At 66.5% G+C, this 17257-nt stretch carries 13 protein-coding genes; 9 read left to right on the forward strand and 4 right to left on the reverse strand.

Annotated elements, in window-relative coordinates; genetic code table 11:
• Positions 1-56 precede the first annotated feature (56 nt).
• A complete protein-coding gene (locus BST13_RS31460) occupies positions 57-1793 on the reverse strand; it encodes an ABC transporter ATP-binding protein (RefSeq protein ID WP_083169102.1) in 1737 nt (578 codons plus the stop codon).
• Positions 1790-4354, reverse strand: coding sequence for an ABC transporter ATP-binding protein/permease (locus BST13_RS31465; RefSeq protein ID WP_083169103.1), 2565 nt, complete (start codon positions 4352-4354; stop codon positions 1790-1792). The genes BST13_RS31460 and BST13_RS31465 overlap by 4 nt, the downstream gene beginning before the upstream one ends.
• A 126-nt stretch (positions 4355-4480) precedes the next feature.
• Here BST13_RS31465 and BST13_RS31470 point away from each other — a divergent pair, with 126 nt between their 5' ends.
• The 3 genes from BST13_RS31470 to BST13_RS31480 all read left to right on the forward strand — a co-directional run bounded on the left by BST13_RS31470 (position 4481) and on the right by BST13_RS31480 (position 7783).
• Complete coding sequence (locus BST13_RS31470) at positions 4481-5116, forward strand: TetR/AcrR family transcriptional regulator (protein ID WP_083169104.1); 636 nt, start codon at positions 4481-4483, stop codon at positions 5114-5116.
• Positions 5113-5772 carry an enoyl-CoA hydratase-related protein gene (locus BST13_RS31475; protein WP_083169106.1) on the forward strand — a complete coding sequence of 220 codons (660 nt, stop codon included), beginning with the start codon at positions 5113-5115 and terminating at the stop codon, positions 5770-5772. Before BST13_RS31470 ends, BST13_RS31475 begins: the two co-directional genes overlap by 4 nt.
• Positions 5773-5887: 115 nt before the next feature.
• On the forward strand, positions 5888-7783 hold the full coding sequence (locus BST13_RS31480; protein WP_083169108.1) for a glycoside hydrolase family 15 protein: 1896 nt from the start codon (positions 5888-5890) through the stop codon (positions 7781-7783).
• A 34-nt stretch (positions 7784-7817) separates the two neighbouring features.
• Here the strand turns inward: BST13_RS31480 and BST13_RS31485 are convergent, their stop codons facing one another.
• Positions 7818-9140: an L-lactate MFS transporter gene (locus BST13_RS31485; protein WP_083169109.1), complete on the reverse strand. Its 1323-nt coding sequence runs from the start codon at positions 9138-9140 to the stop codon at positions 7818-7820.
• A 187-nt stretch (positions 9141-9327) separates the two neighbouring features.
• Here BST13_RS31485 and BST13_RS31490 point away from each other — a divergent pair, with 187 nt between their 5' ends.
• From BST13_RS31490 to fdhD, 5 genes are read left to right on the forward strand one after another with little or no spacing between them, the layout of a single operon-like run.
• Entirely contained in the window at positions 9328-9798 is a 471-nt protein-coding gene (locus tag BST13_RS31490) for an NAD(P)H-dependent oxidoreductase subunit E (RefSeq protein ID WP_083169111.1), read from the forward strand.
• Positions 9795-11339, forward strand: coding sequence for a formate dehydrogenase beta subunit (locus tag BST13_RS31495; RefSeq protein ID WP_083169112.1), 1545 nt, complete (start codon positions 9795-9797; stop codon positions 11337-11339). Before BST13_RS31490 ends, BST13_RS31495 begins: the two co-directional genes overlap by 4 nt.
• A complete protein-coding gene (fdhF, locus tag BST13_RS31500; RefSeq protein WP_083169114.1) occupies positions 11336-14164 on the forward strand; it encodes a formate dehydrogenase subunit alpha in 2829 nt (942 codons plus the stop codon). Before BST13_RS31495 ends, fdhF begins: the two co-directional genes overlap by 4 nt.
• A gap of 1 nt (position 14165) precedes the next feature.
• Complete coding sequence (locus tag BST13_RS31505) at positions 14166-14402, forward strand: formate dehydrogenase subunit delta (protein WP_083169115.1); 237 nt, start codon at positions 14166-14168, stop codon at positions 14400-14402.
• The gene (fdhD, locus tag BST13_RS31510) at positions 14402-15238 is read left to right on the forward strand and encodes a formate dehydrogenase accessory sulfurtransferase FdhD (RefSeq protein ID WP_083169117.1); all 837 of its coding nucleotides are present in this window, start codon (positions 14402-14404) and stop codon (positions 15236-15238) included. The genes BST13_RS31505 and fdhD overlap by 1 nt, the downstream gene beginning before the upstream one ends.
• Positions 15239-15255: 17 nt before the next feature.
• Here fdhD and BST13_RS31515 read toward each other — a convergent pair whose 3' ends face one another.
• A complete protein-coding gene (locus tag BST13_RS31515; RefSeq protein WP_170064361.1) occupies positions 15256-16182 on the reverse strand; it encodes a hypothetical protein in 927 nt (308 codons plus the stop codon).
• On the opposite strand from BST13_RS31515, the gene moaA reads away from it, so the two are divergent.
• Positions 16122-17255: a GTP 3',8-cyclase MoaA gene (gene moaA / locus BST13_RS31520; protein WP_083169120.1), complete on the forward strand. Its 1134-nt coding sequence runs from the start codon at positions 16122-16124 to the stop codon at positions 17253-17255. The genes BST13_RS31515 and moaA overlap by 61 nt on opposite strands.
• The last annotated feature ends 2 nt before the right edge of the window (positions 17256-17257 follow it).

Raw genomic sequence — 17257 nt, forward strand, 5'->3', positions numbered from 1 at the left:
CCAAAACGCGGCGTGTCGCGTACCCCAGTGTCTGCTCGCCGTGGGAAGCCGCGCGCTCAGTGTGCGATGTGCCATTCAGCGGCGGCATGCTGCTGGCGCCAGAACTCGGCGAACCGGCCACCCGCGCTGAGCAATTCGTCGACGCTGCCGTCCTCGACGATGCGACCACCGTCGACGAACAAGACCCTGTCGGCATGCCGTATGCTGGCCAGCCGATGCGCCACGATCACGCGAGTGCGGGGCTGCAGGTCAACCGTGAGCGCGTCCACGACGGCGGCTTCGTTCTCGGTATCCAGTGCGCTGGTCGCCTCATCCACCAGCAGGATCGGGGCAGGTTTGACGAGAGCCCGGGCGATGCTGACCCGTTGGCGTTCGCCGCCGGACAACGCCGTGCCCGCCTCACCGACCGTGGTGGCGTCGCCGTCGGCCATCCGCCCGGTCAACTCGTCGACCCGGGCCAGTCGCATGGCCGCGGCGAGCCGGTCTGCGTCGGCGGCGGGATCACCCACCGCAATGTTGTCGCGAATGGACCCGTCGAACAGATACGGATGCTGGAATACCACGCTCGTTGCGGCCCGGCGGGTTTCGGCATCCAGTGTCGAGGCGTCGACGCCATCGATCAACACGCGGCCTGCCGTGGGCTGGTGAAGGCCTGCGATCAGGGACAGGATGGTGCTCTTGCCCGATCCGGACGGGCCGACGATGGCCGTCGTTCCGCCTGGTTCGAGCACGAAGCTGACCTTGTCGAGCACCGGGTTGTCGCCGTAGCCGAAGCTCACCTCGTCGAACTCGATGCGCGGTATGGAATCATGTTGAACTGCAACGGTTCCCGTGGTAAGCGTCGGCGCCGATAGCACGCCGCCGATCCGCCGCAGGGTGGCGCGGGTCGACTCGATGGCCGGTGCCAGTTCGCTCAGCGCCGTGAACGGCTCCAGGTAGCGCGCGATGACGACGATCAGCGCGATCGCCTCGGGAACACTCAACGCCCCGCGCATGGTCAGCACGGTTGCCATACCCGCCAACGCGATCAGCGCCACCTGACTGGCCAGGCTGAACAACAGCTGCCCGGGGATCTGCATGCCCAGCAGCCGCACACTCGCGCCGTGCTGATCGGCCAGCGCATCACCGACCAGGCTGCGGGCCGGTTCCGCCCGCCGCGCGGCCCGCAAAGCTTGTTGGGTGCGGGCGAATTCGATGATCCGCTCGGTGAATGCCCGGTTGGTCTCATCGGCGACGGCGTCGGCCTTGCGGCTGCACCGCCCTGACGCCCACAGCGCGCCCAGCAGGACGACCACGCCGGCCAGCGCGGCGAACCCCAGCGGCGGTGACACCGCGATCAGCGCGACAGCGATGGCCGCAGGCAGCAGGACCGCTCCGACCAGCGGCGTGAGCAGGTTGACCACGAGGCCGACCAATTCCGGCCCGGTCGCCGCGATCGCTTGGCGGGTGTTGGCGGTGTTCGCTCCGTTGTCACCGGCCAGCCAGTCGAGCCTGATGCTCGGCAGCCGGTCGGCCACGTCGTGCTGAGTGTGGTCCAGCACGGCGAAGCCGAGGTCGAATCCGAGCCGCGATGTGGCGGTATCGATCACCCAGCCAACGACGGTCGCGGCGGTCAGCCAGCCCAGCCACGGCACGGCGCCGCCGGGGTCGTCACTGAACAGTGCCGCGACCAGTGGCACGAGCAGCACTGTGCCCGCTGCGCGGATCACCACCGATATCAGTGTCAGCACGGCGTAAACGCCGAACTTGCCACGTTTGTCGGCGGGGACGAGGGCGATGAGCGTGCGGATCATCGGGTGGCCTCTCCGGCGGTCACGGTGTCGCGGTGTCCGGTCTCCCACAGTTGGTGGTAGCGGCCGCCCGCGGCGAGCAAATCGTCATGCGTGCCGGTTTCGACAATCCGGCCCGCGTCGAGCACGACGATCTGATCGGCATGGGTGATGGTGTGCAGCCGGTGGGCGATGACGAGCACCGTGCGGTCCCGGGTCAACCTGTTGAGTGCCTGCTGCACAAGGTATTCCGACTCCGGATCGGCGAACGCCGTGGCTTCGTCGAGGATCAGTACGTCCGTGTCGGCCAGGATCGCCCGCGCGATGGTCAGTCGTTGCCGTTCACCACCGGAGAGGGCCGGCATCGCGCCGAGCGCCGTGTTGTAGCCATCGGGCAGGCGCAGCACCCGATCGTGGATCTGCGCGTCGCGTGCCGCCTCCTGCACCCGGTCGAAGGTCGCTTCCGGGTCGGCGAGGGCGATGTTCTCCGCGACGGTGCCCGCCACCAATTGGGTGTCCTGCAGCACGAACCCGACCCGGCGATACAGCTCGTCGGCGGGCAAGGTGCGAATATCCCTGCCGCCCACGCGGATCGACCCGTCGGCCACGTCATGGAAACGAGCCAGCAGCGCAGCAAGCGTGGACTTGCCCGATCCGGACGGCCCGACCAAGGCCGTGACCGTGCCGGGCCGCAGCGTCAATGAGACATCATCGATCACCGGAACACCCGGGCGGTATGCAAACGTCACGTGGTCGAACACCACCGCGCCGGAATCATCCTGAGCTGCCACCGGATCTGCGATGGCAAGATCCGGTTCGTCCAGCGCGTTCTGGATACGCCGGGCAGCGATCATCCCGCCGCGGATCCCGCCGAGGCCGTAGCCGATGCCGAGCAGCCGGACGCCGAATGTGGTGCCCAGCAACAGGAACGGCAGTATATCGACGGGGTCCAGCCAGCCGTTGACGATCATCGGGGTGCCGACGGCCACGATCAACCACACGAACGTGGCCGGCCTGGTGACCAGGTCCATCAGCGACTTCTTGCCGGTGAACGGCCGTTGCCAGGCGACCAGGAACCCGATGTACTCGTCGAGCCGACGCCGGAAGCTCGAGGCTGCCGCACCACCGAACACCCGCACCACCGGCTGGCCTTCGAGGTAGGCACCGGCCTCGACGTTCATCCGTTCGGCCCAGCGCTGCGCCTGCGCGATGCGGGGACCGGATTGGATCGTCATCACCGACATCAACACGAGATAGACCAGCACCGGGACGAACAACACCGCGGCCAGCCGCCAGTCCACGCTGAACAGATAGATCAACACCGCCAGTGGTGCGATCACCGCCGCTACAGCGGCGGGTATGGCATGGGTGACCAGGTAGTGCAGCGACAGGGTGTCGTCTTGCACCAGTTGCTTGATCGAGCCCGATCCCCGGGCGGTGAACCAGCCCAGCGGCAACCGGGACATCTTGGTCAGCAACCGGGTGCGCAGCTCACGAGCGAAGTTCGCGTCGATCCAGTGCAGCCACAACGTGAGCACCGCGGCCAGGAAGGTGCCTGTGCCGAGCAGCCCGACGGCCGTGAGCCCCAAGGCCCACAGGCGGTCGCGGTCGGCTCCGGCCAGCAGGAGCCGGGCCAGTTCGACGAGCAGCACGAAGGGCGCCAACTGAACGAGCGTGATGACGGCCTGCAGCACGCCGGAGACGATCAGCGGGGTGCGCAGGGGGCCCAGCAGGCGGCCCGCGGCCTGCGCCCGCCAGTTCCCCCGCGGTGCGCTCGGTTCTGGTTCCGGTTGCTTGTCGGGTTGTACCGCAACGTCTTTGGTTGCTTCTGGCGGTGTGTCACCGCGCCTGGTCCCCATGGCCCGACCCTCGGTCCAGTACGCCTGCGCGTGAATCTCCGTCTTGGGGAATCCGAATTCGTCGCGTAGCCGGACCCGGAGATGCTTGAGCGATCCGGCCTCGGGCGTGACCCAGCAGTACCAGTCCGACCAGTCCCTGGCCTCCACGGCGGCCGCGAGCGACGTGGCGTCGGTGCGGGCGACCCACCGCACCCTCATCCTGGGATGTGCAGCGATCGGGATCAACAGGTCGGACTCGTCGTGCTGCTCGAGGTAGACCTCGATCGGGATGTCGTGCGGGACGGCTTCGATGATGCCGTTGATCGCGGGGGTCGCGGCGGCATCGCCGATCAGCAGGTACCCGGCCGGGGGCTCCTCGGGCACGCTGAACCCGGCGGAGCCCAGGGTCGTCACCGGCACGGTCGCGCCCGGTGCCGCACTCCTTGCCCAGTGCGACGCCGGTCCGGACGGCTCGTGCAGCACGACGTCGATGGCGAAGTGTCCGGTGCCGGCATCGGCGTCGACGATCGTATAGCCCCGCTGGAATTCGGTCTTGGACCCGTCCGGATCCGGAAACCAGAAGCGCAACCACGACGTCGGCTCCGCGACCGCGTCCTCGAACAGCGTGGGTGAAACCATGCGGATGCGCAGGAGATTCGGTGTTCGCCATTCGGTTCCGACGACGGTGGCCTGGTGATCACGGGCGCCGAAGCCCCGCATGATCGCGCCCTGGAATCCGCGTGCCATCGACGGTCCCCTCCCAGTTGGTCCTGACCACGATATCCCACAAAGTATGGGTAGCCTTACCTACTGTCAACACGGCCCTGCGGCCACCTCTCGGTTACAGAGCGCATGCTCTGTTACTGTGGCGGCATGCCGCGCCCGCGTGTCCACGATCCGGATACGGTGCTCGACGCCGTCGAATCGCTGGCGGTGACTTCGGGCCTCGCCTCGGTGACCATCCGCGCGGTGAGCGCGGCCGTCGGCGTGTCCAATGGCGCGCTCTACCACCAGTTCGGATCCCGCGGCGGCCTGCTGGGTCGCGCCTGGGTGCGGGCGGGTCGCAGATTCCTGGCTCTGCAACGCGAGCTGGTCGACGCCGCGGCCAGCGGTACCGACGCCATCCTCGCCGCCGCCCGGACACCCGCCCAATTCGCCGAGGACCACCCGGCATCAGCCCGGCTGGTTCTGCTGTTCCCACCACACGAGATCGCCGCCGTCGGATTACCCGACGATCTCGCCTACGAACTCGACGCGCTCCAAAAGCACTTGCTGGCATTGATGATCGAGCTGGCGGAGTCCGCGTGGGGCCGGCGCGACCGCGCCGCCGTGGACACCGTCACCACCTGCATCGTCGATCTGCCCACCGCCGTGCTGCTGCACCGCGACCGCCTCGGCGATCCCACCGCATTGCGTCACCTGCGTGCCGCCGTGCAGGCCGTACTCGAAATCGGCCCAAGCCCACTCATCCGACACAGCAGCCCCACCACAACGAAAGGTGCACCATGACAACAACACTCGACTTCGACGGCGAGATCGCGGTCCTCGACCTCGGGGATGACGAGAACCGGTTCTCGCCCGAATTCCTCGACGAAGTCGACGCCCAGCTGGACCATGTGCTCGCCAAGAAGGCACACGGCCTCGTGACCACTGCCGACAGCAAGTTCTACTCCAACGGCCTCGACCTGGATTGGCTTGGCGCACATAGTGATCAGGGCGCGTGGTATGTCGGGCGCGTCCAGGGCCTGTTGGCCCGGTTACTGACGTTCCCGCTGCCGACTGCGGCGGCGGTGGTCGGACACGCGTTCGGGGCCGGAGCGATGCTGGCCATCGCACACGACTTCCGCGTCATGCGCGCCGACCGCGGCTTCTTCTGCTTCCCAGAGGTCGACATCCGGATTCCGTTCACGCCAGGGATGGCAGCGTTGATCCAAGCCAAACTGACGCCACAGGCCGCCGTCGCGTCGATGACAACGGGCCGCCGCTTCGGTGGCCACGATGCTCTGACGCACGGACTGGTGGACGCCACCGCGCCGGAGGGCGGGGTCACCGTCGCGGCCACCGATCTGTTGCGCCCGTTGCACGGCAAGGACACCGGCACTCTCGGTGCCATCAAGGACGTCATGTTCGGCGTTGCCGCGCAGGCGCTCAAGGCTGGTCAATAGCCGGTTTGCACCGTCCGCCGACGGTGATAGGCGCGGCCGATCAGAGGGTCGGTAATTCCGCTTGACCCGCAGTTTCGCGGTCATGCAGCCTGATTCTCTACGGAGGTGCACCGCGATGACCGATTCTTTGACACACGAGCCGGGGATGGACCCAAGCCATTTCCCGCCGATCGAGGACTACGCGTTTCTTTCCGACTGCGAGACAACGGCGCTCATCGCACCCGACGGTTCGGTCGAATGGCTGTGCCTGCCACGCATGGACTCCCCGAGCGTGTTCGGTGCCCTGCTCGATCGCGACGCCGGGCACTTCCGGATCGGCCCAGCCGGAGTCGACGTGCCGTCGGCGCGCCGCTACATCCCCGGCACCCTGGCGGTCGAGACCAGCTGGTGGACGCCCGGCGGCTGGCTCGTCGTCACCGACGCGCTGCTCATGGGACCGTGGCACCACGAAGACGAGCGATCCCGCACACATCGCCGCGCGCCAACCGATTACGACGCGGCGCACGTGCTGCTGCGGGTGCTGCGCTGCGTCAACGGTCAGGTGCAGGTGGACATGGACTGCACACCCGCGTTCGATTACGGCCGGCTGTCCCCGCAATGGTCGTACACCGGCGACACCTATCACGAGGCGGTCGCCGCACCCGAAGGCGAGGAACCGCGGCTGCGGCTCACCACCGATCTCAACATCGGGTTCGAGGGGCCGACCGCCACCGCTCGCACCCTCCTCAAAGAGGGGCAACGTCGATTCGTCGCACTGTCGTGGAGCAAGCACCCTCCGCCGGCAACCCTGCAGGACGCGGAAACCCAGCTGCGGTGGACCTGCCATCACTGGCAGCATTGGCTCGATCGCGGTACGTTCCCCGACCATCGGTGGCGCGGGCATCTGCAACGCAGTGCCTTGACCCTCAAGGGCCTGAGCTTTGCCCCATCCGGCGCCATGGTCGCGGCTGCCACCACCTCTCTTCCAGAAACGCCTGGTGGCGAACGTAATTGGGACTACCGCTACACCTGGATACGCGATACCGCCAAGACGTTGTGGGCGCTCAACGAACTGGGTCTCGACTGGGAAGCCCACGATTTCTTTCGCTTCGTCGCCGATGTCGCCGAAGCCGAGAACGGCGACCTGCAACTGATGTACGGCGTCGACGGGGAGCGGGTCCTGCCCGAGTCGACACTCGACCATCTGTCGGGTTACGAAGGCGCCCGACCGGTTCGGATCGGCAATGCGGCGTACAACCAGCGTCAGCACGACGTGTGGGGTGCGATGGTGCGCGCAATCGACGTGCACACCGGCCCGCATCATCGCGTGAACGACCGGCTGTGGCGCATTGTGCGGACTCAGGTGGACCGCGCGCTCACGCACTGGCGCGAACCAGATCAGGGCATCTGGGAGGTGCGCTCCGGACCCCAGCATTTCACCTTCTCCAAGGTGGCGTGCTGGGTGGCGGCCGACTCCGGCGCGCGGATCGCCGAAGGCCGAGGCGAAGGCAAGCTCGCCGCCGAATGGCGCACCGCCGCAGAAGAAATCCGCGCAGATGTCCTGCTCAATGCCGTCGACGAACGCGGGGTGTTCACCCAGCACTACGACACGTTGGCGCTGGATGCCTCGGTGTTGCTCATACCGTTGTTCGGCTTCCTGCCTGCCGGCGACGAACGGGTGCGTAACACGGTCCTCGCGATCGCCGAGGAGCTCACCGAAGACGACATGGTGCTGCGGTACCGGGTCGACGAGACCGAGGATGGACTGACCGGGGAGGAGGGTACGTTCACCATCTGCTCGTTCTGGCTGGTTTCGGCGCTGGTCGAGATCGGCGAGCTGGCCCGGGCGAAAACCTTGTGCGGCAAGCTGTTGGCGGCGGCGAGCAGCCTGCAGCTGTACGCCGAGGAGATCGACCCGCACAGCGGACGTCACCTCGGCAACTTCCCGCAGGCGTTCACGCATCTGGCATTGATCAATGCGGTCACCGCAGTCATCAAGGCGGAGCGGGCGCAGGCGGCCAACCGCGATTGAGACCGTGACCCGCGCCTGCCGGTGTTCTACCTACCTATCCCGCCGGTGGGCGCGCAGGCGCGACCGGTCGCACGACGGCAGCCTGCTTGCGCGCGGCGTGGTGAGGAGGCTTGGTGATGACGGTCAAGGTGATCGCCGCCAGGGCGATGCAGCCGACGACCGTGAAGGCGGTGGTGTAGTTCTTGTCGTGACCGATGAGTCCGTTGGCGATCAGCGGTCCCAATATGCCGCCCAGCGACCACGCCACGAGCATCAGACCGTAGATGGCGCCGGCCCGCGATACCCCGAAGAACTTGCCGGCGGTGGACGGCATGGTGCCGAATGCGCCGCCGTAGCAGAGGATCGTCACGCATGCGAAGATCGCGAACGCCAGTCCCGATGACGCGTGTGGCAGGGCCAGCAGGCAAAGGCCTTCGATCGCAAGCAAAGTCGCGAAGGTGGGCATCTTGCCGATCTTGTCCGAGATCCATGCCCACAGGATCCGGCCACCGCCGTTCATCAGGCCGATGACACCGACCAACGTCGCGGCACCGGCCTTGGAGAAGCCGGCTATGTCGCTTGCCGCCGAAGCTGCCGTCGCGATCACCGAGATACCGGAGAGAACCGCGAGCATGAGGATTGCTGTGAGCAGATACCACTGGCGGGTGCTCAGCGCTTCGCCGACGGTGTAGTCGTCGGCGGCGCCCACGAGCTTCTGCGCAGGTGCCGGCATACCGGCCGGACGGTAACCCGTCGGCGGGTTGGCGAAGGTACTCGCTCCGATCAGCACGGCGATCAAGTAGGCGATTCCCAGGTACAGGAATGCCTCGGTGGGGACGGTCTTGTCGGCGTCGATCAGAACCTGTCCGAGCGGGCTGGTGATCACCGCGCCGAAGCCGAAGCCGCCGACGGCGATCCCGGTGATCAGTCCAGCCTTGTCGGGAAACCACTTCTGCAGCATGGCAATCGGAACGATGTATGCCATCCCGAGGCCGAATCCGGCCAGCACGCCGTAGCCCAGGACGAGCACCCAGAACGTATCCTTGTGCGCGAACGAGGCGAGGATGACGCCCACGGCATAGATCACCCCGCCGGTCATGGCAACAGTGCGTGGGCCTTTCGCATCCTGGATCCGGCCGCCGATGAACGCGCCGACGAAAATCATGCCGATGGCAGTCTCGAAAGGTATTGCGACATGCGCTTTCTCCCATCCGAACGCCTCAGGACTGGTCATCGCCTTGGCGAACGTACTCCAGGCGTATACCGCACCGAGCGCCAACTGCACCAGCACCGCGCCGACGAGGATCACCCATCGCTTGGCGGCAGGTACCGCGTCAGGATCTAAGGTCGAACGTGCTGTCCATTCATTTCTTGTCATGCGAACCTCCTCAGCAGGCGACTCAGTGTGATGTCACAGCGGAGAGGGGCGGATGCAACCGAGGGGTGAAGCGTGGGGTGAACTACGCAGCGTCTCCGCTGACCTGATGCACCTGTGTGGCTGATACACCCACGCGCTCACCCCTCGGGGTGATTGCCGGGGCAGGCACTACTGGTGTGCTCCAGTGATGGCGAACCCAGTGAATCTGCCGGAGTTGGTTCGGGCCGTCGTTGATCAGCACCGAGACGAGCGCGGTCCGCTCATCGAGATCTTGCACGACATTCAGCACCGGCTCGGCTACATCGATCCCGACGCGGTACCGCTCATCGCGAAGGAACTCAACCTCTCCCGGGCTGACGTGCACGGAGTGGTCACCTTCTACAAGGACTTCCGCTCGGAGCCCACGGGCTCGGTGGCACTGCAGGTGTGCCGCGCCGAGGCATGCCAGTCGGTGGGTGCCGAGCGACTGGTCGGCACCCTCGAGGAGGCACTCGGGATCAAGGTGGGCGGCACCACCGCGGATGGCACGACGACGCTGGATCAAGTGTTCTGCCTGGGCAACTGCGCTCTGGGTCCGTCCGCACAGATCAACGGCCGGGTGTACGGCCGGCTCAACGCCGACCGAGTGCTGGCCCTGCTGCTGACGGAGACGTCATGATCACGGTGTACGTGCCGCGAGATTCGGCCGCGATATCGGTTGGGGCCAACGAGGTGGCGGTTGCGATCGAGCGCGAGGCGGGCCTCGCGGGCCGAGAAATCCGGCTGGTTCGCAATGGGACCCGCGGAATGCTGTGGCTGGAACCACTGGTCGAGATCGAAACCGAGAGCGGCCGTGTCGGTTACGGTCCGGTGCGGTCTGACGACGTCGGCGAACTGGTGGCCACCGGAATGCTGGAAGGCGCCCCGAACGAGTTGTATCTCGGTGTCGTCGAGGACCTTCCGTGGATGCGTGACCAGCAGCGACTGTGCCTGGCCCGGGTCGGTGTCACCGATCCGTTGTCGCCTGACGACTACGTGCGCCATGGCGGTTTGACCGGGCTGCGGCGCGCCTTCGAGCTTGGCCCCGAAGCCGTGGTGGCCGAGGTCACCGAATCCGGCCTGCGAGGCCGCGGCGGCGCGGGGTTCCCGGCGGGCATCAAATGGAAGACCGTTGCCGAATGCCCGGGTGATCTGAAGTTCGTCTGCTGCAACGCCGATGAAGGCGACAGCGGTACGTTCGCCGACCGTGTCGTGATGGAGGGCGACCCGTTCTGTCTCTTGGAAGGGATGACCATCGCCGCGTACGCGGTCGGTGCGTCGGAGGGCTACATCTATCTGCGCTCCGAATATCCCGACGCCGCGGCCACCACCCACATGGCGATCGAGATCGCCCGCGCCCAGGGCTGGCTGGGGCATAACATCCTCGGCTCCGGATTCGACTTCGACATCCACCTGCGCATCGGCGGCGGTGCCTACATCTGCGGTGAAGAAACCTCGATGCTGGAAAGTCTCGAGGGCAAGCGCGGCATGGTGCGGGCCAAACCGCCGATACCGGCGATCACCGGTCTGTTCGGCAAGCCCACCGCCGTCAACAATGTGCTGACCCTGGTCAGCGTCCCCGCTGTGCTCGCCGACAGCGGAAGGGCGTATGCCGAACTCGGAGTCGACCGTTCGCGTGGCACACAGGTGTTTCAGCTGGCGGGCAACATTGCCCGGGGCGGTGTGTTCGAGACTGCGTTCGGTGTCTCTCTCGCGGAGTTGGTGAACCGTTACGGCGGTGGTACCCATTCGGGCCGGCCGGTGCGCGCCGTCCAGGTCGGCGGTCCGCTCGGAGCCTACATCCCGGCCGATCGGCTGGATCTGCCCACCGACTACGAGGCGTTCGCCGCCGCGGGTTTCATGCTTGGACACGGCGGCATCGTGGTGTTCGACGACACGGTGGACATGGCCGCGATGGCGCGGTTCGCGATGGAATTCTGCGCCGAGGAGTCGTGCGGCAAGTGCACACCGTGCCGTGTGGGCTCGGTGCGCGGCGTCGAGGTGATCGATCGCATTGTCGGCGGCGAAGATCCGGACGGCAATCTTGCGCTGCTGAATGACCTGTGCGAGTTGATGACCGAAGGCTCCCTGTGTGCGATGGGCGGCCTGACCCCCAACCCGGTACGTAGCGCGCTGCTGCATTTCCCCGAGGACTTCACACCACGAGAGGAGAACCGATGACCCTGTCCGTAGACCGCGACCTGGGCACTCCCGCCCCACCCGCCGACGCTAAACCCGTGACGGTCGAGATCGACGGCCTGCCGGTGACGGTCGGCGAGGGCGCCTCGGTGATGCGCGCGGCAGCGCTGGCCGGTGTCGACATCCCGAAACTCTGTGCCACCGACAGTCTCGACGCCTTCGGCTCCTGCCGGCTGTGCCTGGTGGAGATCGACGGGCGGCGTGGTACTCCCGCGTCGTGCACCACCCCCGTGACCGACGGCATGAAGGTACGCACCCAGACGCCGAAACTGGAGAAGCTGCGTCAAGGCGTCATGGAGCTCTACATCTCCGATCACCCATTGGACTGCCTGACCTGTCCGGCCAACGGTGACTGCGAACTACAGGACATGGCCGGTGTTGTCGGCCTGCGCCAGGTGCGCTACGGGTACGACGGCGCCAATCACCTTGACGCGCAAAAAGACACCAGCAACCCGTATTTCGACTTCGATCCGGCCAAATGCATCGCCTGCTCACGCTGTGTGCGGGCCTGCGGCGACATCCAGGGCACGTTCGCGCTGACCATCGAGGGACGAGGATTCGCGTCCAAGGTCTCCGCCGGCGCGGCCGAGACATTCCTCGACTCCGAGTGCGTGTCGTGTGGCGCCTGCGTGGCGGCGTGCCCCACCTCGACCCTGCAGGAGAAATCCGTTGTCGAGCTCGGTATCCCGACCCGCACGGTGGCGACCACGTGCGCGTACTGCGGCGTCGGCTGCTCGTTCAAGGCCGAGCTGCGCGGCGACGAACTGGTCCGGATGGTTCCCGACAAGAACGGCGGGGCCAACGAGGGCCACGCGTGTGTCAAGGGCCGGTTCGCGTTCGGCTACGCCACACACCCCGATCGCAAACTCGAACCGATGATCCGCGAGAACATCACCGACGATTGGCAAGTGGTCGACTGGGACACCGCGATCAACTACACGGCCACCAAGATGCGCGAAATCCAGGCGCGGTACGGCGCCGGGGCGATCGGCGGCATCAGCTCGTCGCGCACCACCAACGAAGAGGTCTACGTGGTGCAGAAGATGGTGCGAGCAGCGTTCGGCAACAACAACATCGACACCTGCGCGCGAGTGTGCCACTCCCCCACCGGCTACGGTCTGCGGCAAACCTTCGGCGAATCGGCCGGCACCCAGGATTTCCGGTCCGTCGCAAAGGCCGACGTGATCGTGGTGATCGGTGCCAATCCGACCGACGCGCACCCCGTCTTCGGCTCCCGCATGAAGCGTCGTCTGCGCGAGGGCGCCAAGCTCGTGGTCATCGACCCACGCCGGATCGACCTGGTGCGATCGCCACACATCGAGGCCGCCTACCACCTTCCGCTGCGGCCGGGCAGCAATGTCGCGATGGTCAACGCGCTGGCCCACGTGATCGTGACCGAGGGGCTGGTCGACCGGGAGTTCGTCGACGCCCGCTGCGAAGAGTTCGACGTGTGGGCGGAGTTCATCGCCCGCCCGGAGCACAGCCCCGAGGCCGTCGAGCCCATCACCGGGGTGCCCGCCGCCGACGTGCGCGCCGTCGCACGGCTGTACGCGACGGGCGGCAACGGGGCCATCTACTACGGCCTGGGAGTCACCGAACACAGCCAGGGCTCGACCATGGTGATGGGGATGGCCAACCTGGCCATAGCGACGGGCAACATCGGCCGGGACGGAGTCGGCGTCAACCCGCTGCGCGGACAGAACAACGTGCAGGGCTCGTGCGACATGGGCTCGTTCCCGCACGAACTGCCCGGCTACCGCCACGTGTCCGACGACGCGGTCCGCAACGTGTTCGAAACTCTATGGCAGCGGCCGGTATTGACCGAACCGGGTCTGCGCATCCCCAATATGTTCGACGCGGCCATCGACGGCTCGTTCCGCGGTCTGTACGTCCAGGGCGAGGACATCGCGCAGTCAGATCCGAACACGGGACATGTCTTCGCGGCGCTGGAATCGCTGGACCTGCTGGTGGTGCAGGATCTCTTCATCAACGAGACCGCCAAGTTCGCACACGTGTTCCTGCCGGGCACCTCGTTCTTGGAGAAAGACGGCACGTTCACCAACGCCGAACGCCGGATCAATCGGGTGCGCCCGGTGATGGCATCACGGATCGGCAAGCACGAATGGGAGATCCCCTGCGAGATCGCGACCGCCATGGGCTACCCGATGTCCTACGAGAATGCGGCCCAGATCATGGCGGAGATCGCCGCAGTCACCCCGACGTTCACGGGCGTGTCCTTCGACAAGCTCGACCGGCTCGGCAGTGTCCAGTGGCCGTGCAACGACGAGGCTCCCGAGGGCACGCCCATCATGCACGTCGACGAATTCGTCCGGGGCAAGGGCAGGTTCATCGTCACCACCTTCGTGCCGACTACCGAACGGACCACCCGGAAGTTCCCCTTGGTCCTCACCACGGGACGCATCCTGTCCCAGTACAACGTGGGTGCGCAGACCCGCCGCACCCCGAATGTCCTGTGGCACGACGAGGATGTCCTGGAGATCCATCCCCACGACGCCGAGGTGCGCGGCATCGACGACGGCGATGAGGTGGTGCTGACCAGCCGGGTCGGCGAAACCCGTCTGCACGCCATGCTTTCGGATCGAATGCCGGTCGGCGTCGTGTACACCACGTTCCATTACCCCGAATGCGGCGCCAACGTGGTGACCACCGACAACTCCGACTGGGCCACCAACTGCCCGGAATACAAGGTCACCGCCGTGCAGGTGGCCCTGCGTTCCGTACGTGTTCCCGACGCGCCGCAGCACGCGGAATCCGACGACTTGGTCCACACCGGCGAAGGGAGGTGAGATGGCCACCGCGTCAACATCATTGCGGCTTGCGACCGAGATCGCCGCCCAGTTCCGGCACATACCCCAGGATCAGGCGGCTCACACGATCGCCAAGCACATCCACTCCTTCTGGGACCCCCGGATGCGGGCCCAGTTGAAAGTCCAGGTAGCCCAGGCCGGTGCGAACTGTGACCCCCTCGTCGCGGCGGCAACCGGCTTGATCGACTCGGAGCCCGCCGAGATCATGGGCGAATGATGGGCAGGGTGACCGCGCGCCGGCCGGTCCTGCGCATCCGCGACGGCCATCAGGTACGTCGGCCGGACACCTTGACCGTCGAGGAGCCATTGGAGATCAGGGTGGGCGCACGCCCGCTCACCGTCACCATGCGCACACCGGGTCACGATTTCGACCTCGCCGCAGGGTTTCTGGTCAGCGAGGGGGTGGTGTCGGAATCCGGCCAGATAGCCGGCATTCGGTACTGTGCGGGCGCGACCGCCGATGGCACCAACACCTACAACGTCGTCGACGTGACACTTGCGGACCGTGTCGCACCGCCGGACCCCTCGCTCGAACGCAACTTCTACACCACCTCGTCCTGCGGGCTGTGCGGCAAAGCCAGCCTCGAGGCGGTGCGGACCTCCGCCACCTGGGCCGTCGCCGATGACCCGATCTGCATCTCACCGGAAACCCTTGCTGCCCTGCCTGATCGGCTACGCGCAGCCCAGCGGGTGTTCGACAGCACCGGTGGATTGCATGCCGCCGGACTGTTCACCGCAGACGGCGAGTTGGTGTTCCTGCGGGAGGACGTCGGTCGCCACAACGCCGTGGACAAGGTCGTCGGCCACGCGCTGCGGGAATCGATGCTGCCGCTGCGCGAGACCATCCTCATGGTCAGCGGCCGGGCATCATTCGAGCTCGTACAAAAGGCGCTCATGGCGGGAATCCCGATGCTGGCTGCGGTATCCGCCCCATCGTCGCTCGCGGTCGACCTCGCCGCACAGAACGGGCTGACGCTCATCGGCTTCCTGCGTGGCACGTCGATGAACGTCTACACGGGATGCGAGCGCCTACAACCGATTCCAGTGGGGTGACGGCCAAGATGCGGTACTCACCGGCCACCCAATCGGTTCCAGACCGCGGCCCGCTCCGCAGCGATGTCAACCACGCCTCCAGCGAGTTCCTGCAGGAACTCGGCGAAGTCGCGGGTCCACAGCGCCCCGTACCGCGCGGAGTACACGCCGACCGCCGTGATGCCGTAGGTGTCGGCGTAGTCGAACAGGGCATAGCCCGCAAGCTGGTAGATGGTGCTCAGCGGGAGACGGTCCGACCGGGCACCGGTGGCCCTGTTCAGCGCGCCGAGATGGGTTTTCACGTCGATCAGATGCCCGTCGGCGATGAGGTCCGCATCCGCCTTGCACAACACGGACCCTGCGAAAACCGGACCCAGCACCATTCTCGAATACGGCAGGGCGGGATACAGGTGCTCGACGGCGACGGTGTGCAACGCGCACAGCTGCGCGATCGCGTCCTTCGGCGCGGCGTCGAGAAGTCCTGCCGGGGTGAAACGTCCTCGGCGGTACAAGCTTTGGAGCGGCGAGCCGGGTTGCGGTCCGGCACGGTAGATCTCGGTACACAGGGCCAGTGCCCAACTCGCCCGGGCCGTCTCGACCGGCAGCACCGAGTCCCGGCAGCCACACGCGGCGGCACCGCCGATGTGTGCTACCCGGGTGATGGCTGCCACGCAACTGGCATGGTGCCGAAACGCCGCGATGGCCACATCGGGGACGCAGGTGCTGTCCAAGGTCAGCCTGATCATGAAATCGAAAGCAGCGCCGAGAATTCCGGGATTGGCGGTGCCACCGGGGACCAGCAGCGGTCCCGCCGCCGCCCGATACGCCGCCTGGATTCCACGCACGTGAGGGAACCGCACATCGAAGTACCGTCGGAGCGGCGAGTGCTTGTCGGCGATCGCCGATGTCAGATTGGTGTACAGGTACCCGGCTTCGCGTTCCACAGTCAGACAAGCGTCCGTCACGTGCGCCGTCACTGTCAAAGAGCGGCAGCAGATCACACAATAGGCATCACCGATCACGGGATCGCACCGTGACAGGCGCGTCTTCACCCGCGCTCGTCGACCGGTTCGGCCGCGTACACACCGACCTTCGGTTGTCCCTGACCGATCGATGCAACCTGCGTTGTACGTACTGCATGCCTGCCGAGGGGCTGACATGGCTGCCGCGCTCGGAGATTCTCACCGACGACGAGGTGCTGCGGCTGGTGCGGATAGCGGTACGGCGTCTCGGCATCAGCAAGATCAGACTCACCGGGGGAGAACCGCTGCTTCGTCGTGGGCTACCGGAACTCGTCACGCGGATCCACCAGGTTGACCCACGCATCGGGCTGTCGTTGACGACCAACGGAATTGCGCTGGCGCGCATGGCCTCCGCGCTGCACACGGCCGGATTGCGGCGCGTAAACGTCAGCCTGGATACCCTCCGCCGCGAGCGGTACACCGCGATCACCCGTCGTGATCGACTCACCGATGTCGTTGCCGGTCTGCGGGCGGCCCAGGCCGCGGGGCTCAACCCTGTGAAGATCAACGCGGTGCCGGTGCGAGGTGTCAACGACGACGAGATCGTCGACCTCACCGAATTCGCGATCGAGAACGGCTATCGGATGCGGTTCATCGAGTCGATGCCGCTGGATGCCCAGCAGGAGTGGGACCGGGACAGCATGATCAGCGCCGAAGAGATCCTGGATCGTCTCGGCGAACGTTTCACGCTGGCGCCGATCGAGCGCCGCGGGAATGCGCCTGCCGAGGAGTGGCGCATCGTCGGGACCCCCAGCACCGTCGGTGTCATCGCCAGCGTCACCCGCGCGTTCTGCGGAAGCTGTGACCGGGTGCGGCTCACCGCGGACGGACAGGTGCGCAACTGTCTGTTCGCGACAGAGGAATCCGATCTGCGCGCGTTGCTGCGTGGCGGCGCGCACGACGATGCGGTCGAGCACGCATGGCGGATTTCGGTTGCCCGCAAGGGCCCGGGCCATACCATCAACAGTGCAACGTTTCGCCGCCCGCAGCGGCCGATGTCGGCCATCGGCGGTTGACG

The sequence above is a fragment of the Mycobacterium aquaticum genome (genome assembly GCF_002086485.1).
Classification (GTDB): domain Bacteria; phylum Actinomycetota; class Actinomycetes; order Mycobacteriales; family Mycobacteriaceae; genus Mycobacterium; species Mycobacterium aquaticum.